The organism is Flavobacterium sufflavum (genome assembly GCF_004016525.1).
Classification (GTDB): Bacteria; Bacteroidota; Bacteroidia; order Flavobacteriales; family Flavobacteriaceae; genus Flavobacterium; species Flavobacterium sufflavum.
On record NZ_SACJ01000003.1, the window covers coordinates 212,436 to 236,518 of the forward strand.

Annotated in this window: 20 protein-coding genes and 1 tRNA gene; 7 read left to right on the forward strand and 14 right to left on the reverse strand. The window is 33.4% G+C overall.

What is annotated here, in order from left to right; translation table 11 throughout:
* Positions 1-59: 59 nt before the first annotated feature.
* Complete coding sequence (locus tag EOD40_RS06635; protein ID WP_128194110.1) at positions 60-530, reverse strand: hypothetical protein; 471 nt, start codon at positions 528-530, stop codon at positions 60-62.
* A gap of 178 nt (positions 531-708) precedes the next feature.
* Positions 709-1,290, reverse strand: a complete 582-nt coding sequence (locus tag EOD40_RS06640; RefSeq protein WP_128194111.1) for an outer membrane beta-barrel protein — start codon at positions 1,288-1,290, stop codon at positions 709-711.
* A gap of 324 nt (positions 1,291-1,614) precedes the next feature.
* On the opposite strand from EOD40_RS06640, the gene EOD40_RS06645 reads away from it, so the two are divergent.
* Both EOD40_RS06645 and aroQ read left to right on the forward strand, forming a co-directional pair.
* Positions 1,615-2,169 carry a porin family protein gene (locus EOD40_RS06645; protein ID WP_128194112.1) on the forward strand — a complete coding sequence of 185 codons (555 nt, stop codon included), beginning with the start codon at positions 1,615-1,617 and terminating at the stop codon, positions 2,167-2,169.
* A gap of 74 nt (positions 2,170-2,243) precedes the next feature.
* Complete coding sequence (gene aroQ / locus EOD40_RS06650; protein WP_128194113.1) at positions 2,244-2,657, forward strand: type II 3-dehydroquinate dehydratase; 414 nt, start codon at positions 2,244-2,246, stop codon at positions 2,655-2,657.
* Positions 2,658-2,728: 71 nt separating this feature from the next.
* Here aroQ and EOD40_RS06655 read toward each other — a convergent pair whose 3' ends face one another.
* From EOD40_RS06655 to EOD40_RS06670, 4 genes are all read right to left on the reverse strand, one after another.
* Positions 2,729-3,607, reverse strand: a complete 879-nt coding sequence (locus tag EOD40_RS06655) for a cation diffusion facilitator family transporter (protein WP_128194114.1) — start codon at positions 3,605-3,607, stop codon at positions 2,729-2,731.
* Between the two features lie 6 nt (positions 3,608-3,613).
* Positions 3,614-4,927, reverse strand: coding sequence for a UDP-N-acetylglucosamine 1-carboxyvinyltransferase (gene murA / locus EOD40_RS06660; protein WP_128194115.1), 1,314 nt, complete (start codon positions 4,925-4,927; stop codon positions 3,614-3,616).
* Between the two features lie 89 nt (positions 4,928-5,016).
* Positions 5,017-5,739 (reverse strand): DUF4290 domain-containing protein, encoded by a 723-nt coding sequence (locus EOD40_RS06665; protein ID WP_128194116.1) that lies wholly within the window; start codon positions 5,737-5,739, stop codon positions 5,017-5,019.
* A 70-nt stretch (positions 5,740-5,809) separates the two neighbouring features.
* On the reverse strand, positions 5,810-6,094 hold the full coding sequence (locus EOD40_RS06670; RefSeq protein ID WP_128194117.1) for a DUF493 family protein: 285 nt from the start codon (positions 6,092-6,094) through the stop codon (positions 5,810-5,812).
* Between the two features lie 228 nt (positions 6,095-6,322).
* Between EOD40_RS06670 and EOD40_RS06675 the strand changes: the two genes are divergently transcribed.
* The 4 genes from EOD40_RS06675 (at position 6,323) to EOD40_RS06690 (ending at position 10,303) form a co-directional block, all read left to right on the forward strand.
* A complete protein-coding gene (locus tag EOD40_RS06675; RefSeq protein WP_128194118.1) occupies positions 6,323-8,215 on the forward strand; it encodes a RecQ family ATP-dependent DNA helicase in 1,893 nt (630 codons plus the stop codon).
* Between the two features lie 2 nt (positions 8,216-8,217).
* Positions 8,218-9,165 carry a methionyl-tRNA formyltransferase gene (gene fmt, locus EOD40_RS06680; RefSeq protein ID WP_128194119.1) on the forward strand — a complete coding sequence of 316 codons (948 nt, stop codon included), beginning with the start codon at positions 8,218-8,220 and terminating at the stop codon, positions 9,163-9,165.
* A 180-nt stretch (positions 9,166-9,345) separates the two neighbouring features.
* Positions 9,346-9,618 (forward strand): HU family DNA-binding protein, encoded by a 273-nt coding sequence (locus EOD40_RS06685; protein WP_071183513.1) that lies wholly within the window; start codon positions 9,346-9,348, stop codon positions 9,616-9,618.
* A gap of 124 nt (positions 9,619-9,742) precedes the next feature.
* The gene (locus EOD40_RS06690) at positions 9,743-10,303 is read left to right on the forward strand and encodes a YqgE/AlgH family protein (RefSeq protein WP_128194120.1); all 561 of its coding nucleotides are present in this window, start codon (positions 9,743-9,745) and stop codon (positions 10,301-10,303) included.
* Here EOD40_RS06690 and EOD40_RS06695 read toward each other — a convergent pair.
* Together EOD40_RS06695 and EOD40_RS06700 are read right to left on the reverse strand one after the other, a co-directional pair.
* The gene (locus EOD40_RS06695; protein WP_128194121.1) at positions 10,300-11,139 is read right to left on the reverse strand and encodes an aminotransferase class IV; all 840 of its coding nucleotides are present in this window, start codon (positions 11,137-11,139) and stop codon (positions 10,300-10,302) included. The two genes, EOD40_RS06690 and EOD40_RS06695, sit on opposite strands and share 4 nt — an antisense overlap.
* A gap of 55 nt (positions 11,140-11,194) precedes the next feature.
* Positions 11,195-11,587, reverse strand: coding sequence for an START-like domain-containing protein (locus EOD40_RS06700; protein WP_128194122.1), 393 nt, complete (start codon positions 11,585-11,587; stop codon positions 11,195-11,197).
* A 153-nt stretch (positions 11,588-11,740) separates the two neighbouring features.
* On the opposite strand from EOD40_RS06700, the gene EOD40_RS06705 reads away from it, so the two are divergent.
* Positions 11,741-11,814 (forward strand) — tRNA-Met (locus EOD40_RS06705).
* A gap of 458 nt (positions 11,815-12,272) precedes the next feature.
* Here EOD40_RS06705 and EOD40_RS06710 read toward each other — a convergent pair.
* The 6 genes from EOD40_RS06710 to EOD40_RS06735 all read right to left on the reverse strand — a co-directional run bounded on the left by EOD40_RS06710 (position 12,273) and on the right by EOD40_RS06735 (position 24,071).
* Positions 12,273-13,709: an MFS transporter gene (locus EOD40_RS06710; RefSeq protein WP_128194123.1), complete on the reverse strand. Its 1,437-nt coding sequence runs from the start codon at positions 13,707-13,709 to the stop codon at positions 12,273-12,275.
* A 134-nt stretch (positions 13,710-13,843) separates the two neighbouring features.
* Complete coding sequence (locus EOD40_RS06715) at positions 13,844-15,454, reverse strand: MGH1-like glycoside hydrolase domain-containing protein (RefSeq protein WP_128194124.1); 1,611 nt, start codon at positions 15,452-15,454, stop codon at positions 13,844-13,846.
* Positions 15,455-15,794: 340 nt separating this feature from the next.
* Entirely contained in the window at positions 15,795-17,252 is a 1,458-nt protein-coding gene (locus tag EOD40_RS06720) for a glycoside hydrolase family 30 protein (RefSeq protein ID WP_128194125.1), read from the reverse strand.
* Positions 17,253-17,368: 116 nt separating this feature from the next.
* Positions 17,369-19,564: a beta-glucosidase family protein gene (locus tag EOD40_RS06725; protein ID WP_196781421.1), complete on the reverse strand. Its 2,196-nt coding sequence runs from the start codon at positions 19,562-19,564 to the stop codon at positions 17,369-17,371.
* 751 nt (positions 19,565-20,315) lie between these two features.
* Entirely contained in the window at positions 20,316-22,355 is a 2,040-nt protein-coding gene (locus EOD40_RS06730; RefSeq protein ID WP_128194127.1) for a glycosyl hydrolase family 95 catalytic domain-containing protein, read from the reverse strand.
* 258 nt (positions 22,356-22,613) lie between these two features.
* Positions 22,614-24,071 carry a RagB/SusD family nutrient uptake outer membrane protein gene (locus EOD40_RS06735; protein ID WP_128194128.1) on the reverse strand — a complete coding sequence of 486 codons (1,458 nt, stop codon included), beginning with the start codon at positions 24,069-24,071 and terminating at the stop codon, positions 22,614-22,616.
* Positions 24,072-24,083 lie beyond the last annotated feature (12 nt).

The following is a 24,083-nucleotide window of genomic DNA, read 5'->3' on the forward strand; positions in this document are numbered from 1 at the left end:
ATAAACATAAAAAAACCTCTTCCTTTCGGAAGAGGTTCTTGTAAAAAAATTCTTTTTTTTTATAATTTAAAACTCACACCCAAATTAACCGATGAAACAGTAGCTCCATCCTTAGAAATTCCTTTGTAAGCTACATAAACACCTGTTTTTTCCATTTGATAACCAAACTTTGGTTGGTATAAAAACCCTCCATCATTATCCGTACTAGCACCAATCGCATAACCTAAATCAGCACCAATAAACCAATTATTTGTTAGAGTAAATTGTGCTGTAGCAGCCACAGGAATAAAACCTACTGCGTCAGCTCCATCTTTCCCTAAATAACTAGTATAACCAGTCGTTATTCCTGCATCAAAACCTTCGGCTACACTCCAGGTATAAGCCACATCAGCTCCTAAGTTCACAGAACTAAAATCTTTAATATCACCTGTAGGCAAACCTACATGAGCCCCAAGTTTGAAAGCTCCACTTTGCGCATTTGCAAATCCAAAAGCAAATAGCACCGCTGCTGTTAAAATGATTTTTTTCATGGTTTTACATTGTTAAATTAGTAATTTATTAACATAAAATTATCGAATCATTAAAAACAAAAGCTTAGTCTTACTAAAAACTTATTAACAACACTATTAACAATTCTTTAACAAGAATAGTTTTTGGCAAAAAAAAGACCATTCTTTCGAATAGTCTTTTTAAAGAAAATATATAAAATTATAATTTTATAACAGCTCCTAAATTAAATGTTCCTGCTGTATTTTTAAATGAAAAATCTTTTGCAGCATCAGTTAAACCAGTTAAACTTTGATAATCTATTAAAAGACTAAAATTATCTGATATTTCAATTTTATAACCAATACCCACATTTAAACCAATTTGAGTAGAATTCATCTCATCTTTAAAATCATCTCCATCACTAGTTTTTGCAGATGTCAAAAAACCAATACTCGGACCAAAATTCAAATTCCATTTTCTCGTACTTCCAAAATGCCAGCTTGCATTTACAGGAATTGTTACATATTTTAATTCATCTTTAAATCCTGAAAATTCAGTTCCCATTGGTTGATAAATCAAACCAGAAAGTAAACTCCATCTGTCATTAAAAAAATAATTAGCCCCAACACCAAAACTTGCAGATGTTATTGCAGAGTTTCCGTCTCCAGATTCTCCACCGTAATAGTTAGCTGAAATAACTCCTATTTGTGGAACAATTTCAATTTCCCCTTTTTCTCTTAATTGAGCATTAGCAAATCCAAATGCAAATACAGCCAAGACTGATAAAATAACTTTTTTCATTATTGATATATGTTAAAATTCGAATACAAACCTAAAACATTTACTACATAAAAACCAAATGTTTTGTTAAAACCAAAATTAAAAAGCAGTAAATCCAACTAAAAACAAAACCATAAGCAACTCATTTACAGAACACAAAAACAAACACCTCACCAAATTCCGTGATTTTTAAAAACCTCACCCTTTTTATATAAAAACAAGATTTTTCTTTCATAAAAATCAACTAAATTAAAAAAACATTGGCTATTTGTTAAAGAATACAATAAAATCATTCCCTAAACTGTTTTATATTTACAGTCTCAAATCTTAACTAAAAAAATTATTATGAAAAAATCGATTTTAATTGCAGTTATGCTTTTTAGCATTACAACAGCATTACAAGCACAATCAATACGTTTTGGTATTAAAGCAGGAGCAAATTTTGCTAATCAAAATGGTGATACTCCCCCTGCTTTCGAAAGTAAAGAATCAATCACAAGCTATCACGCTGGTTTAGTAGCTGAAGTCAAACTGTTTGACGGTTTTGCCATCCAGCCAGAACTTTTATATTCTACACAGGGAGCAACTTATAAAAATGCCGTTGAGGAATTTAAAAACGAATTAGGCTATCTTTCTATTCCAGTTGTAGCAAAAATAGGTTTAAGCAAAAGTTTAAGTCTGGAATTAGGTCCTCAGGCTTCATTCTTATTGAGTGACAGAAAAAATGTAAATCTTGAAGACGCTGAAACTTTTGAATTTGGTGTAGTAGGAGGACTTGGTTTAAATATCACAAAAAGCATATTTGTTCAGGCTCGATACGGACTTGGATTAACAGAAGCTTCTAAAGATGCCGACATTAAAAACTCAACTATTCAGTTGTCAGCTGGTATCATGTTCTAAAAAAACTTAGAAAATATAATAAAAACCGTCCCGATAATTCAGGACGGTTTTTTATTTTTACAAAAAGATAAAAAATGAAAATTAGCATTATAAACGGTCCTAACCTAAACTTATTAGGAAAACGCGAACCTGAAATTTATGGAAGTCTAACCTTCGAAGAATATTTTGAAGAGCTTCAAAAAAAATTTCCAACTATAGAATTCAACTACTACCAAAGCAATATTGAAGGTGAATTAATCGATAAAATCCAGGAATTTGGTTTCTCTTATGATGGAATCATCCTTAATGCCGGTGCATACACGCATACCTCTGTAGGTATCGGAGATGCCGTTAAAGGAATCACCACTCCGGTAGTTGAAGTACATATATCGAATACTTTTTCGAGAGAAAGCTTCAGACACCAATCTTATATTTCAGGAAATGCAAAAGGAGTTGTTTTAGGCTTTGGTCTAAAAAGCTACGATTTAGCCATACAATCTTTTCTATAAGCTGTAGATTAAGAGCATAAAAAAATGAGTCAATTTTATTAATTTGACTCGTTTTTTTTTATCTGATTAGGTTATAAACATTCATCATCAGGTTCAATATGTATCAAAACATGTCCTAATTCAGGAATCTCTTTTCGCAAAGTATCTTTTAAAATATGAGCCAATTGATGCCCCTCTTTTACCGAAATCTCGGCACTTACGATAGCATGCAAATCGACATGGTATTTCATTCCTGATTTTCTTATAAAACATTTTTCGGTATCGATAATTCCTTCAACTTCAGAAGCAACTACTCTAATATGCTCAATTAAATCGTCGTACAAATGTTCGTCCATGATTTCACCAAGAGCAGGTCTAAAAATCAAATAACTATTATAAAATATAAAACAGGACGCAAAAAGCGCAGCCCAATCATCGGCCGCTTCGTATCCTTTTCCTAAAACTAAGGCAATTGTAATTCCAATAAATGCCGCAACAGATGTAATCGCATCACTTCGATGGTGCCAGGCATCTGCTTTTAAAGAAGAACTATTAGTTTCTATACTTCTTTTCATTACCAGTTGAAAAGAATATTCTTTCCAAATAATCAAAGGAGCCAACACAAATAAAGTCCATAATTTAGGTAAATCATGAGGTTTTTGTATGTTCCCAATACTTTCATAAGCAATAATAGTAGCCGAAGTAATCAAAAAACCAACCACTAAAAAAGTAATTAAAGGCTCTGCACGGCCGTGCCCATAAGGATGATTTTCATCTGCCGGTCTATTCGAATATTTGATCCCAAACAGTACTAACAGAGAAGAAAAAATATCTGTGGTCGATTCTATTCCATCAGCAATCAGGGCATAAGAATTGCCAAAAAAACCTGCTAAGCCTTTTATAATTGCTAAGCAGGTATTTCCAATTATGCTAAAGTAAGTTGCCTGAACGGCTTGCTGTTCTTTACTCATATTTTTTTATTCAACACGAACTATCTTAGCTCCAATAGCTCTCAATCTTTCGTCAATACGCTCATATCCGCGATCAATTTGTTCTATATTTTGAATAGTACTCGTTCCTTTTGCAGAAAGCGCAGCAATCAATAAAGAGATTCCCGCACGAATATCTGGCGAAGACATTGTAGTTGCTTTTAAAGTAGATTTAAAATCATGTCCTATAACCACAGCTCTATGCGGATCACACAACATAATTTTTGCCCCCATATCGATTAATTTATCCACGAAGAACAATCTACTTTCGAACATTTTTTGATGAATCAATACATCTCCTTTTGCCTGTGTTGCCACAACTAAAACAATACTCAACAAGTCAGGTGTAAATCCTGGCCAAGGTGCATCGGCAATAGTCAAAATAGAACCATCAATATCAGTTTTTACCTCGTATCCATTTTCGTGAGTTGGAATATAAATATCATCTCCTCTACGTTCTAAAGTAATTCCTAATTTTCTAAATGTATTAGGAATCAATCCTAAATTGTCCCAACTTACATTTTTTATTGTAATTTCACTTCTTGTCATTGCAGCAAGACCAATCCAGCTACCAATTTCAATCATATCAGGAAGAATTCGGTGTTCACAACCACCTAAACGCTCAACTCCTTCAATAGTCAATAAATTTGAACCAACACCAGTAATTTTAGCCCCCATCGAGTTCAACATCTTACAAAGTTGTTGCAAATATGGCTCACAAGCAGCATTATAAACAGTTGTAGTTCCTTTAGCCAAAACAGCAGCCATAACAATATTAGCCGTACCGGTAACCGAAGCTTCATCAAGAAGCATATCAGTTCCTGTTAAACCGTCTTTAGCTTCTACACCATAAAAATGGTCTTCTCTGTTGTAACGGAATTTAGCTCCTAAATTGATGAATCCTTCAAAGTGCGTATCTAATCTTCTTCTTCCAATTTTATCCCCTCCAGGTTTTGGAATATATCCTTTTCCAAAACGTGCCAAGAGCGGCCCAACAATCATAATAGAACCTCTTAAAGCACCACCTTCTTTCTTAAAAGCTTCAGTTTCTAAATAATCTACATTTACTTCATCAGACTGAAAAGTATAAGAACCTGATCCTGTTTTTTCAATTTTCACACCTAGATTACCTAAAAGTGTAATCAATTTATTAATATCAATAATATCGGGAATATTGTTGATTGTTACTTTTTCAGAAGTTAAAAGTACAGCACATAAAATCTGTAATGCTTCATTTTTTGCGCCTTGTGGAGTTATTTCTCCTTTTAAACGGATTCCTCCTTCAATTTTAAAAATTCCCATATTCTTTTTTTAAGGTTCTGAGTTACTGAGATTCTAAGGCTCTAAGTTTTTCTTTAAAAAGACTTAGTCACTTAAATACTTAGCAACTTCTATTTTTGATTATTATTTTTTTGAAAAGGCTTTTGTTTTCCCTGCCCTTTATTGTTTTTATTGCTTTGAATTTTAGGTTGGCCTGAAGAAGACGTTTTATTGGACATTCTTTTATTGGTTCTCAATAAATCAGTCGTATTAATCAACTCTTCAGAACTTTGTAACAAATTCAATTTTCCTCCGGATAATTCATAAAGGTGTTCAAAAATCACGTCATCCTTTACAGTGTCTTTGTTCCAGCTCAAATACGATTTTTTCATGTGATTGGCAATTACTTTTACCAATGCACTTTTCATTTCACCCTCTTCCCATTTATTAGCAACATCAATCATGTATTTGATATTGTTACCATAATAACGGTATTTTGGAAAATTTTGAGGGTATTTTAAAACATCCGGCTTTAATTGCAATACTTCTCTGGAAGGGATAGGATAAGGAGATTGTACATCTAATTTAAAATCAGACATTATAAAAAGCTGATCCCATAATTTATGTTGAAAATCAGGTACATCTCTTAAATGCGGATTCAGGCTTCCCATAACCTGAATAATGTATTTCGCAGCTTTATTTCTGGTTTCAGCATCTTCAATAACGGTAGCCTGATCTATTAATTTTTGCAAATGGCGTCCATACTCAGGAATAATCAAATGCGATCTTTCGGCATTATATTCTAAATGATGTACTACATCATTCGCATTTTCTTTAATATATTTCTGATTCATATTTGATTTATTTAGCGCTTTATTGCAAAAAAACGCAACTGGATTGTTTCTTTTTCTCTTTTTGCAAAAACTACAATGAAATGATTCCTTCTATAGTAGAAACCTCGATATACTTATCAATAACAGCCTGAGGACTTGCCATTTGAACATCAACCGAAACACTCGTAAACTTTCCTGTTTTAGACTGAGTAGTTTTTATAACCGCACCTAAACAATTAAAGGCTTGCTCTACTTGTTTGATTTTTTCATCATCTGTAGGCACAATAAATTTAAATAAATATATCGCTGGCCAGGTATTACTTTTTTCTAATTCGGCTTTTAATCTATCGAAAAATTCCTCAGTTTTCTTATCCATTTTGTCTTTAAAAATAAAAGCAAATATACAGTTTCAATTCTAAAATATGAATTCTATAATATGATTTTTAGTAAAATCGTCATTTTGATTCCCTGTATTTTTCAAAATCTAAATTAGTTTGAGTAAGTTTGTTGCTGATGCTGCTTTTTTTTCTGATAAAAAAAGAAAATTAACACCAAAAACAGCCGTTTTGATTATAAAAAACGAATTAACTTTTTTCTAAATTTCATGTCTGAAACTTTACAAATTCTAAAAAAATACTGGAACCACGACAGTTTTAGATTGCCTCAGGAAGAAATTATCGATGCGGTTTTAAACGGCCATGATACCTTTGCTCTTATGCCCACAGGAGGCGGAAAATCAGTATGTTTTCAAATCCCGGCATTGATGCAAAAAGGAATTTGTTTGGTGATTTCACCTTTAGTAGCCCTGATGAAAGATCAGGTTGCCAACTTACAAAAGCGTGACATCAAAGCCATTGCTCTTACCGGCGGCATCAAATCAGACGAAATAATTGACTTATTAGACAATTGTCAATACGGAAATTACAAATTCCTTTATTTATCTCCCGAACGTTTACAATCGGATTGGATTTTAGAGAGAATAAAAAATCTCCCTATCAATCTAATAGCCATAGACGAAGCCCACTGTGTTTCGCAATGGGGACACGATTTTCGTCCCGCCTATTTAAAAATTTCGAAGCTAAAAACACTTTTCCCTAAAATCCCTTTTCTTGCTTTGACTGCAACAGCAACTCCAAAAGTCAAAGAAGACATCTTCAAGGAATTAGGCCTGGAAAATCCAAAATATTTTGAAAAATCTTTCGAAAGAAAAAACATTGCTTACATGGTTTTTGAAATCGAAGACAAGCTCTTTAGAATAAAACAAATTCTAAGTAAAAACCCGCAACCTTCTATTATATATGTAAGAAACAGAAGAGCCTGTATTGATACTGCCGCCCAACTTAACTCTTTAGGTTTTAAAGCCACCTATTATCACGGCGGACTTTCAACCAAAGACAAAAATAAAAACATGCAACTTTGGATGAATGAAGAAGTTTTGGTCATGGTTGCTACCAATGCTTTTGGAATGGGAATTGACAAGGCCAATGTAAAAACAGTAATCCATATTCAACTGCCCGAAAATCTTGAAAATTATTACCAGGAAGCTGGTCGTGCCGGTAGAAATGAAGAAAAAGCCTTTGCAGTTTTACTAACCAATCCATCGGATGTTGCCCAAACCGAAAATCAGTTTATCTATACATTTCCTGATAAACACTTCCTGAAAGAAGTTTTCATCAAAATGTGTAACTATTTTCAAATTGCCTATGGCGAAGGTATTAACGAACAATATTCTTTCAACCTAAATCAGTTTTGCACCCGATATAAATTCCCTGTTTTAAAAACCTACAATGCCATTCAGTTTTTAGACAGACAGGGAGTCATTAGTTTATCGCAGGAATTCTCAGAAAAAATAAGTTTGCAATTTATTATCCCTTCTAAAGAAGTCATTCGTTACACGAGTTTGAATCCTAATGACGAAGAAATTATTCTGGCCATCCTGCGTACTTATCCCGGAATTTATGATATCCAAACCAACTTCAACCTTCCGCTAATTGCACGAAAATCGAATCATTCAGAAGCAGAGGTTCAAACGGTTTTAGAAAAACTAAAAGAAAAAGCCATTATCGATTATCATTCGAAAAACAATGATACTACTTTAATTTTTAACGAAATCAGAGAAGACGACAAAACCATTAATCGAATTGCTAAATATCTGGAAAACCAAAACCAATTAAAAAAGGAACAATTTGAAGCGGTTTTGAATTATGTAAAAAAAGATAAAGTCTGTAAAAGCAAATTGTTATTGGAATATTTTGGCGAAAAAAAAGACACTAATTGTGGTATCTGTTCCTACTGTCTTACACAAAAAAAGAAAAAAGAAACCAAACTTTCACTTTCAGCCGAAATACTAAGTTTACTAAAAACGGCTGATTTAAATTCGAGAGAAATTCAAATCAAGCTAAATAATCCTTCAGACGATGTTATCTTTGCACTTCAAGAATTATTAGAAAACAAAAGCATTCTGATAAAATCAAACAATAAATATAGCTTAAAATAATAATGGAAAAATTACGAATCGTATTTATGGGTACTCCTGACTTTGCCGTAGGAATCCTTGATACAATATTAAAGAACAATTACGACATTGTAGGAGTCATAACCGCTGCCGACAAACCAGCAGGACGCGGACAGAAAATAAAGTATTCAGCCGTAAAAGAATATGCTTTGGCAAATAATTTAAACTTATTACAGCCAACTAACCTAAAAGACGAATCCTTTTTAGCCGAATTAAAATCACTTAACGCTAATTTACAAATTGTAGTTGCTTTTAGAATGTTACCAAAAGTAGTCTGGGAAATGCCTAGTTTAGGAACATTTAATCTTCATGCTTCACTCCTTCCTAATTATCGTGGCGCAGCTCCTATTAATTGGGCTATTATAAACGGAGAAACTAAAACTGGAGTTACCACATTCTTTATTGATGATAAAATAGATACTGGCGCAATGATTCTGAGCTCAGAAACTGAAATTGATCCAAATGAAAATGCAGGACAACTTCACGATCGTTTAATGAGCTTAGGAAGCAGCACTGTTATTAAAACCTTGAACTTAATAGAAAATGGCAATGTCACCACTACTATCCAAACAGAAGATGACGATATTAAAACAGCCTATAAACTCAATAAGGAAAACTGCAAGATTGACTGGAGCAAATCTTCATTAGAAATCAACAACCTTATCAGAGGTTTAAGTCCTTATCCTGCCTCATGGTGTCTCTTTACCGATAAAGACCAGGAATGGAATGTAAAAATTTACGAATCTAAAATAATCACTGAAAGCCATAATTTTAATATTGGAACAATTATTAGCACCAAAAAAGAATTAAAAATCGCAACAAAAGATGGCTTCATACAAGTACTAAATTTACAATTTCCAGGTAAAAAGAAAATGGCTACAGCCGAATTACTCAATGGAATTTCATTTTCAGAAGGAGCAAAAGCTGTATAACCCCAATAAAATTAGGGTGTAAGAGCAAAAACAAGCAAAAAAACAATAGTGTTATGAACAAAAAACACAAGTTATTAACAAAAGACAGTAAAATCAACAAAAACACTTGCAAGGTCTGTATTTACTGCTAAATTTGTGTATCGACAATTTATTTTTAACCAACAATTAATAACTATCATTATGAACAAATCAGAATTAATCGATGCTATCGCTGCTGACGCAGGAATTACTAAAGCTGCTGCAAAATTAGCTTTAGAGTCATTTTTAGGAAATGTAGGTGGTACCTTGAAAAAAGGAGGAAAAGTATCTCTTGTAGGTTTCGGTTCATGGTCAGTTTCTCCAAGAGCTGCTAGAGACGGAAGAAATCCTCAAACTGGAAAAACAATTCAAATCGCGGCTAAAAATGTTGTAAAATTCAAAGCTGGAGCTGAATTAGAAGGAGCTGTAAACTAAGAAATAAGTTTCAAAATCCATCAATATAAAAAACCCTCATTTGAGGGTTTTTTTATGCTTTTTAACGATTAAGTTTGGAGTTTTTTATTTTTTTTTCTTAAATTTAATAAAAACTTGAACAATCATGATTTCAGAAAAATTAATAAAAGGACAATTACTTATTGCTGAGCCTTCTATCATTGGAGATTCATCATTTAATAGATCTGTGATTTTATTAGCCGATCATGACAAAGACGGATCAGTTGGTTTTATCATCAACAAACCTTTGAAATACACTATACATGATTTAATTCCTGAAATCAATTCCCGTTTAAAAATTTACAATGGCGGTCCTGTTGAACAAGACAATTTATATTTTATCCACAACGTTCCAAATTTAATCCCTAATAGCATAGAAATCTCTAACGGAATCTACTGGGGCGGTGATTTTGAATCTACCAAAGAACTTCTTAATAGCGGACAAATAAATAAAAATAATATCCGCTTTTTTCTAGGTTACACCGGCTGGTCAGAAAGTCAACTACAATCGGAGATGGATGCAAATTCCTGGATTATTGTATCCAATACCTATAAAAACAAAATTATAGGAAAATCGTCTGCTCATTTTTGGAAACAACAAATTATCGAATTAGGCGGAGACTACCTAATTTGGTCTAATGCACCCGAAAATCCGTATCTGAATTAAGCAACTAAGACTAATTCATTTAATTTCTCAATTATTTGCTGAGAGAAATTCACGCCAAAGGTCTTTTTTCGATACTTAGTAATAGGCTGAACCCCTTTTATAACATTTGTAATAAACAATTCATCAGCTTTTTGAAGCTCAAAAGGAGAAATCACCTCTTCCACTACTTCAATTTCTGAGATAGTTTTAGCTAATTTCAAAATTTGTTTACGCATCACCCCATTCAAGCAACCCTCAGAAACCGGGGGAGTAATCAATTTATTCCCTACCAGCATAAAGAAATTCCCCTGAATTGCTTCGACAACATTTTTGCTGTCATTCAACAATAAACAATTATCCAAAGCATTCTCATTTGCAAAAATACTTGCGGTAACATTTAAAATTCTATTTGTAGTTTTAATAGAAGACAATAACTGTTTTGTAATATAAAAATCCTTAAACAAGTCTACTTCATATTCTTTCTCCCCAAAAACATAAGATGCAACTTCAATAGCCGAAGCATGAACTAAAAAAGAAACCGTATTATCTATTGGCAAATAATAGCCACCATCATTCCTAAAAACAGTAATCCTGGCTCTTGCTGAATCAGAAATAGACAATTTATCGGTTAGAGTCAGTAATTGTTCCTCAAAATATTCCATGGTAAAATTCATCGGAATCTCCATTCGCACCACACGCATTGAAGCCATTAATCTAAAATAATGATCTTCTAAATAAAGCACTTTAGAATTTACAATTTTAACTGTTTCAAAAACAGCATCTCCATATAAAAAACCACGATTTTGTACTAATATATTTGAATCTTGTGTTACTAAAGTTCCGTTGAAATTAACCATAAAAAAAGCCCTGAATTTTGTTCAGGGCAAATATAAGTCATAAAAATAGAATTTTCTATACAGAACCTAACAGATGTTTTAAATCGGAAATTTGATTTTCCCATAATTGTTTTGCTTCATCAACTTCGTCTTCATCCGCAAAATCAATTATCATCAAAGACACATCTTTAGTCAACTCATCTTCTAATATATGTAATTCAAAAAAATAATCAGTATCCTTACCCGCTGTATCAATCCATTTAAACTTTACTTTTTCACCAGATTTTTTAGAAGCTAATCTTGCTTTTTCCTCGGAATCATTCCAAATAAAAGTAAAAAATTCTCCTCTTGAGTTCACATCATCAGCAAACCATTCAGATAAACCAGAGGGAGTAGAAATATATTGATATAATAATTGTGGCGAAGAATTTATAGGAAACTCAATTTCGTAACGTACTTTAACATCCATAGAGGCAGATTTATTTTTTTTCGAATATATAGAATATAATGTCTAAAAAAAAACGTTTTTAAAAATATTTTTTTTCTTCATTTTATGCTTGCAACTTTTAATTTTATTTCTATCTTTGCACCCGCAATCAGGAACAGTATTAACCTGAAATTTGGCGAGGTAGCTCAGTTGGTTAGAGCGCAGGATTCATAACCCTGAGGTCACGGGTTCAACTCCCGTCTTCGCTACAAAAACAAACCCTTAAACATCAATTGTTTAAGGGTTTTTTATTGAAAATCAAATTCAACTAATTCCTCACTAAGTGAGGAACTCAAGTGAGGATTTTTTCAAAACACAGTAGACTATAACTCTGATAATATAAGAAATACAAAACCCGAGCCTTGGTTTAATTTTACTATTTCTGTTTTTTAAAATTCATTTTATCAATTTGACACACAAAATTCAAATTAGATTCTTCAATAAAAGAAGCGATTTTTTTTTCTTGATAAGTCTTAGCATAAATATTTCTAATCATTAACGAAGTTAGCGTTACAAGCTTTTTTGTAATCAATTGCGTTTAATATAATTGAAATGGATTTTTAGAGATTTCTTTTTTGTGTATCTTTATTTCAAGACGGGACAAATATCCTAAATAAAAAACAGGCTTTTTTTAGCCTGTTTTTTTTAGTACAACGAAGAAGTATTCTTAATGACCTCCACTGATTTTGGTGTCAAAGTCGATGCCTTGACACTTTAAAATGCCACTTACTTTCCATGCATAAAAAATCAAATAAGAGAAACATAAAACACCAACAATATAGCTATTTTGAATCCCAATATTTTCAGATACAAAACCTTGCAGCCAGCTAATAATTCCGCCACCACAAATCATCATAATAAGAAAACTACTTCCTTGACTGGTGTGTTTTCCTAATCCACTTACTGCCAAGGTAAAAATGCAAGGCCAAAGGGTACTACAAAATAAACCTACGCTCGTGAAAGCATACACACTTACTATTCCAGTTATTGTCATTCCAGTTAATAGAGCGACAATTCCTAAACCAGAAAAAATAAGTAACATTCGGGCAGGATTTCCTTTGCTAGTCATATCGGCAGCAATCAAAACAAGGATAATTAATCCGTAAATGTAGAAAGGAGTTAAATCATGATTGGCAATCGCATTTACGACTAAGAAAACTGCAAACGCCAAATAGGGGGCAACAAACCGCAGAATTTTTTGAATACTAATATCATCAGTAAAAGCTTCTACAGCTCCAGTCCAACGGCCTATCATTAAACTCGCCCAATACAAAGAAATGTAAGGGGCAATAGCTCCTATTTCAAATCCCAATTTACTCTCCATATAAGATGGTAAATTACTGGCTGTAGATACCTCAACACCAACATATAAAAATATCCCTAGCATTCCTAAAAGCAGTTGTGGGTAATTTAAAGCTGATTTTTTAGAGGAAACAGTTTCATCAACCACTTCTTCTATTGTTTCCGGGTGTTCCGGCAAGGATGAAAATTTCAACAAAACTGCCACTATCAGGAAAGCTATTCCCAATATTAAGTAAGGTATCCTAATACTCTCTACACTCAATTCAGTATTTCCGGATACAGCAGAACCAAAAATGGCAAAACTTACTATTAGGGGACCAATGGTGGTTCCGAAATTATTGATACCTCCTGCCAATGTCAATCGCTGCGAACCTGTTTTTATAGGCCCTAAAGCAATAGCTAATGGATTAGCAACTGTCTGTTGCAAAGAAAATCCCAAACCAACAGTAAATAAACCCGCAAGCATCAAAGGATAAGAACCAATATTGGCAGCCGGATAAAACAACAATGTTCCAAAAGCAGAAATTACCAACCCCAATGCCAGTCCATTTTTATAGCCAATTTTGTTAACTAAATCTTGTTTCATCAATAAAGAAACCCCCATATAAATTAAAGAACCTACAGTATAAGAAATATAAAAAGCGATGGATACAAACTGGCTTTGACCCTGAGTTAAATCAAATGCTTTTTTAAATACGGGAATTAAAATATCGTTACTGGCAGCAACAAATCCCCAAAAGAAGAATACGGTTGCCAAGGGAATAAATTGTCCCCATTTGGTTTGTGAATTTTCGGATGTCATAGTTTATTTGGATTATTATAAGTTAATAATAAAGCTTATTTGAGAGAAAGCTTTTTTTGATTTGGTTATAAATATTAATGTTACACCAGAGATGCTTTATGTGCTGTAATTATGCCCTGATACTTGTTTGTAGATTATTTAAGAATTGTTTTTCCCACATTAATATCTTTAACAAATTTCCCTCCCGACCATTTTACAATTAATTTAAGTGGCACATTTGAAGTAATTATCATAGATGGTTTCTCCAGTGTATTTTTTCGTTTTTTGCATTGTATGTCAATGTTTCCATTTTCACCATAAGGATAATGCTTAACCCCATATTCATCAGTTAAGTTCACATCAATTATTAATTCATTATTTGGTACATTAGGACGTATGCCAAATACGTATTCAAATAATACATTGATTGGGACTAAACCAGTCCAGCCAACAAAATTTGAATGGTCATTCCCTTGCACTTTGTCTGGGGCATAATTTTCCCAAAGAGTATCTGTCTTATCAAATACTTCCACAACATTATTCAGGTGATTAATCGCTATCTGGTAGGCCAATGAATCGAAGCCGTATTTAGTGAGACCACGTAATACCATATAATTGGTAGGAGCCCAAACGGCTCCATTCCAATACCCTCCGCTGGGATCAAAATTTGCGTCGTCGGCTGATAGGGTTGGAATCATATGCTTACGTGCAAACATTGAAGTATCCTGAAGATGTTTAACAAAATCATTAATTCTATTTTCCGGAACTGCACCCGCTAATAATCCCCAATATGATGCTATACTTTTAGTTTTACTTAACTCTCCATTTTTAAATCTGTCAAAATAATATCTATCTTTTTCATCCCACATATAATTATTTATTTGATTGGAGAGTTTGTCAGTTTGATTTTTAATCTCAATAACATCGTTCTCACGCCCCAGTACCTTGGCCATTTCGATAAGTATTTTTGCCGAATAAACTTCTTGAAATGAAGTGTCAATCCATGACAAAAATCCGTGACTCCATGCTGCGTTAAAGTTTTTGTCCATTCGGTGTTGGTTATCCATTCCACAACCCCATCCACTTGAATAATAGGTTCCATCAGGCCAGGAACGATAGGTATGAAACCACTCATAATAAGCCAGGAGTACGGGAAAAACTTTTTTTAATCTATTGGTATCATTATAATTTAAAAAATACTCCCATTCCGACCATGGCATAATATTAGGACCGGTGCTGGAAGGGTCAAATCGTTCAAAACAATCGCTACCATCACTCTCTCTTATTTCACGACATATAAATCCATCACTATGTTGCTTTGCATAAAAGTTATTTAATGTATTTTGGAAGTTAAATACAGGCTTGGCGTATTTGCCATACATGGTCATAAAACTACAGTCCCACATAAAAATATTCCCATTAAAAGCAGGATCAATAAAGGGTGAAACAAAACCACTATTTTTATTGACCTGTTTAAGATTTGAAAAAGCTATTTTCCATGTTCTCCAATAGCATTTTATTACATCAGGTCTAACACTCCAAAAAGGCTCCGGCAATCGTTCCTTTGCTTCAACAAAGTCGGGAGGTAAAGAGGTGTCGCTAGTCATCCCTATATAAAGATTCTGCTCAACTAAGTTATTTTTTACATATGTATTGGCATAAGGCTGTCCAAAACCTGTAAAAGCGCAAAGATTGATGATTAAGCTAAAAGCTATCAATTTAGCAGTTCTTAGATTATTAGGATTTTTTAAATTAATTTTCATCATATTATAATGGTATTTACAAACAGCGTCAAATCTTTTACCACTTTATTTTTTCATAAAATCAGTAACAGAAATGACAATGCGGATTTATTGATTTTCAACAATCAGTTTTTACTATGTTACAATAAAAAAATCTCTTCTGTTTTTACAGAAAGAATTTTGGTCGGAGCGGCAGCATTAAAAAAAACATATCCATTTATATTTAGCATTTTTAAACACTTTTAATTTAGTTTATTTCACCAAATTATATACTACAAGTCAAAAGAACTGCTTAAAAAACAAATTTATTTGTGTTTTTATTTTTCATCAAAACTAATCCCCGACCAAAGAAACCCTAAATTAATTAATAAACTAATGTTTGAATCCCATGAGCAGGAATTACGACCACTGTTTTTTCTGAAGCTATAATCAAATTATACGTAATCTCTTTATCAGATTGATTCATTACCACAGTAACCATTTTTCCGTCTGTATTCAGGAATGAAGTACTTAACAAACTGCTTCTGCTCACAGCTGTACTGACTCTTTTGGCATCAGGACGAATAAATTTCGAAAAATGACCTATATAATAATACGAAGGCGTATAAATTAATTCTCCTGAATTCAAATCAGCATGAATTGGCGCAAAACAAAAATTACCCACATGGTTAGGCCCTCCGTTTTGGTCTAAAAGAATATTCCAATCGGTCCAGCCTACTGTTCCATTATTGAAATCGTTAATAATAGAAGTACCATATCGTTCACCGTTTGCCCAAAATTGATATTTCTTGGCATCAAAACTTTCAACACACCCCTCAGTGAACAATAAATTTTTAGTTGGATAAGCCTCCTTAACTTTACGAACATTCTCAAACATTGGTGCTCCACCTGTCCAAGATTCATACCAATGAAATCCCATTCCCCAAGCATATTTTGAAGCTTCCGGATCTGAAAAAATAACATTTGCCCGCTGATTCATTAAATCACGATTGTGATCCCAAACTATAATTTTCTTGTCTGCCAAACCTTCTTTATTCATTGTTGGTCCAAGAAAATTTTTCAGAAAATCTCTTTCAGCTTCAGCGGTATACACACAAGATTCCCAAGTTTGAACTGCCATAGGTTCATTTTGAACTGTAAGCCCCCAAATTGGGATTCCTTCTTTTTCATACGCTTTGATAAATTTTGTATAATAATTTGCCCAGGACTGGTAATACTCTGGTAGTAATGTCCCTCCTTTTAGCATATTATTATTGCTTTTCATAAAAGCCGGTGGACTCCATGGTGATGCATAAATTGTTAATTTTTCGTCAGCAGTTCTTATGGCTTCTTTAATCATTGGAACACGATATTGTCTGTCATGATCAATATTGAAAGTCTTCAAAGCAGCATCACCCTCTTTGATATAAGTATAGCTTTCGCTACTAAAATCAGAACTGTGAATAGTTGTTCTTAACAATGAATAACCAATTCCTTTTTCTTTATCATAATAAGCATTCAAAAGTTCTTGTTGCTTGTCTTTGGGCAATTTTGCAAAAACCTCAGCACTGGCATCGGTGATTGCACCTCCAATACCCAAAAGGGTTTGGAAGGTTTTTTTAGGCTCAACAAAAACAGAGACTTCGTATTCTAAAGGTTGCTTAGATGCTGTGAGAACTAACTTATCTGTGAGCGTCAATCTTAATTTTGTGTTATCTGCCGTAGTATAAACGCTAACTGTTTTGTCTTTTGTTGAAAAGGGCTTCGATTGTATTTTGCCTTTCTGCTGAGAATATATACTAAATGAAACTAGTAAAATCAGCACGGAAATTGTTGCTTTCATATTATATTTTATTTTTAATGTACCGTCACATAATGTTTTGCATTTTGCCTGTGATTCATGCTACCCTTTTTAAAAATTCATAAGGAATAAATAAGTATTCAATATGCTATCTTTAATTATTTGATTGTTATTTTTATTTTTTTCGAAATAGTATTTGATGAATTCCCTACATAAATTAAATAATCACCTTTTTCCAGATTCCAATTTGAAATGGATTCATCATAAAAACTCAAACTATTTACATCAATCGAAATTGAAACAGCAGCGGTTGAACCTTTTTTAACTGCAATCTTTTGGAAACCTTTCAACTCTTTTTCAGCTCTTTTAACTTTAGAATTGAGTTTTCCAATATATACTTGTACTACTTCTGAACCATCCCTGTTTCCTGTATTAGAAACATTTCCTGAAATTAAAATCGCTTCGTTTTTTGCATATTCTTTCTTGTCTGTATCCAATTTAGAAAGTTCAAAGGTTGTGTAAGACTTTCCTTCTCCAAAAGCAAATAAGGGCTTGATTTTCTTGGTGTCAAACCATCTGTAACCTACCAAAATATCTTCTTTGTAATATTGATTGATACTGTCTCCGGGATAGCTCAATTCTCCAAAAGAATGTGCCGCATTGTCACTTAATTTTTTAGGAAATGAAAAAGGCAGTTTTCCTGAAGGATTTACATCTCCACTAATCACATCGGCAATCGCATCACCGGCAACACTACCCAGATACCAAGCCTGCATTAAGGCTTTGACCTTAGAGATCCAGGGCATTTCAACAGCATTTCCACTTATTAATACAACTCCTGTATTTGGATTAACTTTTAAAATCTCATTTAATAATTCATCTTGTCCAAATGGCAACTTATACTCTTTTCTATCCGAACCTTCACAATCTTGAAGATGGTTTTTATTTAACCCGCCAAAAAACAACACCATATCTGCTTTTGAAGCTGCTTCAATTGCTTCTTGTTTTAGTTTATTTTCATCTAATCCTGAAGGAATAACCCTGTCATAGGCCGAAGGACCTGAGGCATAACCCATTGCGTGAATTATAGTTGCGTTTTTATATCGTTTTTTCAACCCTTCTAACGGAGAGATTTCGGTTTTGGCTTTCAATTCAGATGAGCCACCACCAACTGTCATTGATTTGGTAGCATTTTCACCAATAACTGCAATTGTTATCTTTTTTGAGGCATTAACAGGAAAGAAAGAAGACTCATTCTTTAATAACACAATGCCTTCACCCGCAATTTTTCTGGCAACATCTATATGTTCCTGATTATTCATTCTTCCAAAAGGACGATTTGGATTCATATTGGTACGAAACATTAGTCGTAAAATTCTTCTAACTTTATCGTTTACAACTTCTTCCTTAATTTCGCCGCTTTTAAGTAATTTTAAAAAAGGATCAGCCAGATAATAGGAATCGTAAGCATTTTTCGTAGATGATGTTAAACCATCTGTACCAGTTCCCATTTCTATATCTAAACCATTAAGAGCCGCTTGTTTTGTATCATGTACACCACCCCAATCGGATATTACAACGCCGTCAAAATTCCAATCTTTCTTTAGTATCGTATTCAATAATATGTTATTATGACCGCAAAATTGTCCTCTAAACTGATTATATGACCCCATGATTGACCAAACCTTTCCTTCTTCAACAGCAGCTTTAAATGCAGGTAAATAAATTTCGTGTAAGGCTCTGTCACTTACTTCAACATTGATATGACCTCTCCATAATTCCTGATTATTGAGTGCATAATGTTTTACACAAGCTGCAACTCCATTTTGTTGAACACCTTGAATGTATGGAACTACCATTTTCGAAGCCAAAAACGGATCTTCTCCCATATATTCAAAATTTCGACCATTTAGAGGAGATCGATAAATATTTACACCTGGACCTAACAACACCTCTTTTTTTCTGTAACGAGCTTCTTCACCAATACTTATTCCATAATCTTTAGATAAATTAGGATTAAATGTTGCTGCTAAACAAGTCAATGCAGGAAATGCAGTTATAGAATCGTTAGTCCATCCGGCATAACCCCAATTATCCCAATTAATCTCTCCGCGAACCCCATGAGGACCGTCAGACATCCATAATTCGGGAATACCAAGTCTTTCAACTCCTGGGGTACTAAACTTAGATTGTGCATGGCACATGGCCACTTTTTCCTCGATAGTTAATGAGGAAATTATACTTTCTATTTTAGCTTCTACAGATTTTGAGTTATTACTATCCTGGGCATTAACAGTTACAACTATCATTGTACAAAAAAATAGTAGTAATAATTTATTTTTTAAAATATTCATAAGCATGAATTTAAGTTTTATAGTTTGTTATAAAAAAAATGAAAAAGATATGCTCCAAAACACTATTTTCTCCTTAATTAAGATTAAAAAATAAATGTTTGATTACTAATTAGCTTTTGGTGTGATATAGTTATTCTAATTAGAAAATTATTTTATAAAAATGACCCATAATCAAAAGAGAATGGGCCATTCCACTACACAAATTAACCAAACTATTAACCAAAGTTTTGTGTGAGCATTATTATTGTTAATCTTTGTAGCTCGTATTGGGTATGATTTATGTTTTTCTACAAAGTTGTTATTTTATTTTTTTTTTAAGATGCCGATATTAATTTTAAAACACAGAGTCTTTCAACTCCTGAAATACTAAATTTAGATTATGCATGAAAACATTGTCCTTTTTTCTTCCAGCGTTATGTGAGAAAGAGCATCTTTTAGCCGTATTTATGTTGGCTGCGAGTTGTCTAAATAAATCGCTTTATTAGTTTATATTTATCTGTAGTCCTACTCCAATAATAAGACAAAACAAGACTGTTTTTATTTTTTATTTATTACTATCTATGCTATAGAATTTGATCAATTAAGTAATTGATTATAATCAAGTACATTAGGTGTAATAAAAAAAAGATATTTAAACATGTTGGTTTAAGCCTCATTTGACATTTCTGACGAATGAGGCAAATAAAACCAACACAATCAACCAAACTAATTATATTTTTCCTACTTTACTTGATTTTTTATTTGCCTTAGACTAATGTGTTACAACAAATGTTTCTTTTTTAGGCCCAATTCCTTTTAGTACAAGCTTCTTCCATTGCTTTGGTAAGCAAGGGGTTTCTTGAATTATACCTTTATCTGTAATGTGCAATCCTCCAAAACCAAACAGAACTGCCTGCAACATACCTCCTGCACCAGTAGCAAAATAGGAGTTATTTGCTGTGGCGGTTTCTGAAAGTGCTCCAAAAGGAGCGTGTCTATTAGGCTCATAACTTTCTTTAAACAGTCGATAGGCATTATTAGCATCGCCCAACCTTGCGTATATTATTGAAAAAACAGATTTACCCATTGCTGGGCCTTCAATAGATAATTTTGGCTCATAATATTTTAGGTCCTTTAGTATATGCTGCCTGTCTTTAACAATATCCAAAGGATAAGATAATAAATTCACATCCGCCTGTTTAATTTGATCTCCGGCATATTTGCTGTGTTCCATAGTCGTTCCATCTTTAAAATGGTGAATTACAATCCTATCAGCTACTTTTTTCCATTCAGGATCGGCTTTAATAGCTAATTCTGTTGCGGCAAGTGTTGCGTAATTTAATGCTGTGATGGCTGAACCATTTGTAAATGCGTTATCATCGATATTAGCTGCAAATTCATTAGCACCGACAACATTTTTAATTGAATAACTTTCATCGCTATTTTTAACAGCACGGCTCACCCAAAAATTTGCCACCTCCTTTAATACTGGATATCCTTTCTCCATTAACCATGCTTTATCGTTGGTAACTCTGTAATAGTTCCAAAATGCAATGGCAATATCAGCTGTTATATGATGCTCAAAAGTACCTGTCAATGCAAAAGGTGGGGTTACTTCTTCTCCAGTATCATCACTCTCCCAAGGGAACATTGCTCCTAAGTAACCATATGTTTTTGCTTTTCTTTTTGCTGCGTCCAAATGTTTGAATCTGTAGTTTACAAGCGATCGGGCAATGTCCTGATTGAACATTAAAAGAGGGGGGAACATCCATAATTCGGAGTCCCAAAAAATATGCCCATTGTATGGAACCTGAACTGAAAGTCCCATTGGGGCAATACTCAAATCATTATCTCCTCTTCCGAACGAATACAGATGATATAAAGCCAGACGTACATCTTGTTGAGCCTGTAAATCGCCTTCAATTATGATATCACCTCCCCAGAGAGTGTTCCAAAGATATTTATGTTGTTGTAGTAGTGTCTCTTTAGAAGTTAACAAGTTGAATATAGTAATCCGTTCACTCTCTGATTTTGGGTCAGCAAAATCCTTGTCAGTACATTCAACAGCAGCCCAAGCGAATTCCAGAGAAGAATTTTTACTGATTTTCTTTTCAAATGATAGACAATTATCCCACTCTGAAGATGTTGAATGGGTTAACTCAGGTCGTTCGCTCTCACTTGATGAGTTGATATTATGCCAAATAAAAGTAGCCGATGTGCTGACCTTATGTTTTTTAAAAGAACTAAAAGCCACCGATTGAAGAATCGGCATACTTGTTTCTAAATCTTTTAAAATTTTGTATGTATTTCTAGGCTTTTGATAATCAGTCGTAGGTGTACTGATTTTCCCTGTTACTTTAGTTAAAATTTCTTTATTTGCATCAATTTTAATATCTATGTAGCCCGCATTTGGGACATTTCGAAGGGCATATATCGTATAATATATTGTGGCCTTATCTTTAAATGTAAAAGATGTGGTTAATTTAGCTTCCTTCATATTAAGCGTTTGATTCCAATTACTAATATTTGCATCTGTAATTTTCTCTCCGTCTATTTCCATCTCAATATTTCCGAAATTCATCCCTTGTGAAATTCGACTAATCTCTAAATCGGCGTCTGAATCATATATATTATTTAAGACTATGTGTTTGATTCCAAAAACATGTTCAGAGGGTAGAATACCCAATTGACCGTTTGAAAGAACAATTCCTGTATAATTTTCTGAATTTGTCGTTGAGATGTTCCAACCATCTTGCTGCCCAATGACAACTGTAGAAATTAATGATAGAATTGCAAACATTATTTTTTTCATCACAAATGAATTTTGATTGTTTTTATAAATTTTAAGCTATTAGGAAAGTAAGACCGTATTTTCAGCCCTTTTGAGTTCAGGTTCCGCATAAATAATTTCTGACTCTTAATTATAGCACGAAGTATGCCGAATGGCACTTACGGAAATATATGAGAAGTCGAAACGGGAAAATAATCCCGTTTCTCCTACTCAATTTAATTGAAATTTATATTTTAAAAATCTGAAAGCTAGAAATGCAATCAGTTATTATTCTAAATACTAATATCCTGGATTTTGGTTTAAGTTCGGATTAGTATCCAATTCTCCCTGTGGAATAGGGTATAGCCCTTTCCTTCCTGCTTTATAACCTTTAGCACCAAGTTTCTGTTCGGCTAGTCCCCATCTAACAAGGTCGAAATATCGTTTACCTTCCAATGCAAGTTCAACCCTGCGTTCATGAATAATTGCTGCAAAAATATCATTCGCGATTGTAACATCAGGAAGAATACCTGAATTTGTTCCACGGGCACGGGCACGTACCATATTGATTTTGGCAACAGCTTCGGATTTATTTCCAATTTGAAAAGCAGCTTCTGCATAACCTAAAAGTACTTCTGCATACCGAATATTTTTTAAATTCTGTTCGTGACGTTCTGCTAGATTGCCTACCGGAATCCCCACAACATATTTTCCGCAATTCATACCAGTTTCCGGAGCCCATTCTTTTTTAAAGGGAAAGTCTTTCACCTCATCAGAAATAATATCACCATCACGAATAACTGTATATTTCAATCTTGGGTCATTAACTTCAAATTCATCTACCAAATTTTGAGTAGGCATACAAAAACCTAAACCAAATATTGTACTTCCATTTCTAGGTCTTACCCAAAAATTGAATCCATTACTGAAGTCAAATGGTGCTCCACCTTTATACTGTGTTTCAAAAACCACTTCTACTCCATTGTCAAATTCTGGTTTAAACAAATCCCCAAAATTTGGCTGGAGACTGTATTCCCCCGAGTTAATTACTTGCTGAAATACATTAAAAGCATCCTGCCATTTTTTTTGAAAAAGATATACGTTTCCAAGTAATGATTGTGCAGCACCTTTATCTGCTCTTCCAATATTTTCACTACTAAGTTCACTCTTTTGGGGAAGTTTTTCAATTGCTTTAGTTAGATCCTCCTCCATAAAAGCCCATGTTTCTTCAATTGTAGCTCTTGAAGGAGTTTTATCTGCATTTATGGTTGTTTTAACCAGTGGCACTCCCCCCCAACGAATTGCAAGGTTGTAATAATAAAAGGCTCTTAGAAAATAAGCTTCTCCTAGAATACGGTCTTTAGTATTTTGATCCATTTGTATGTTAGGAACATTATCCAAAACAAGATTGCATTTTAGAATACCCCTGTAATAGTCCCCCCAAAGTGAGCTAATAACCCCATCTGTGGGAAAAGGATTTAAATTTTCCAGATTGGTAAGTGCTGAAAAGTCGACACCATGTCCTTTAACGGCATCATCAGAAATGATGTCTTTTTCAAATGCAGCGTTTTCAAGCCAGAAATCCTGAAGTATAGTATAACTAGCATTAACTGCGGCTATTGCATCATTTTTGGATTTATAAAAACTAGTATTAGATATAACCCCATTAGGTGATTTATCCAGATAATCTTCACATGACATTGTAACTAATAGCACAATGCATAGTAATAATGCGGATATTATTCTATTGATTTTCATTTCGATAATATT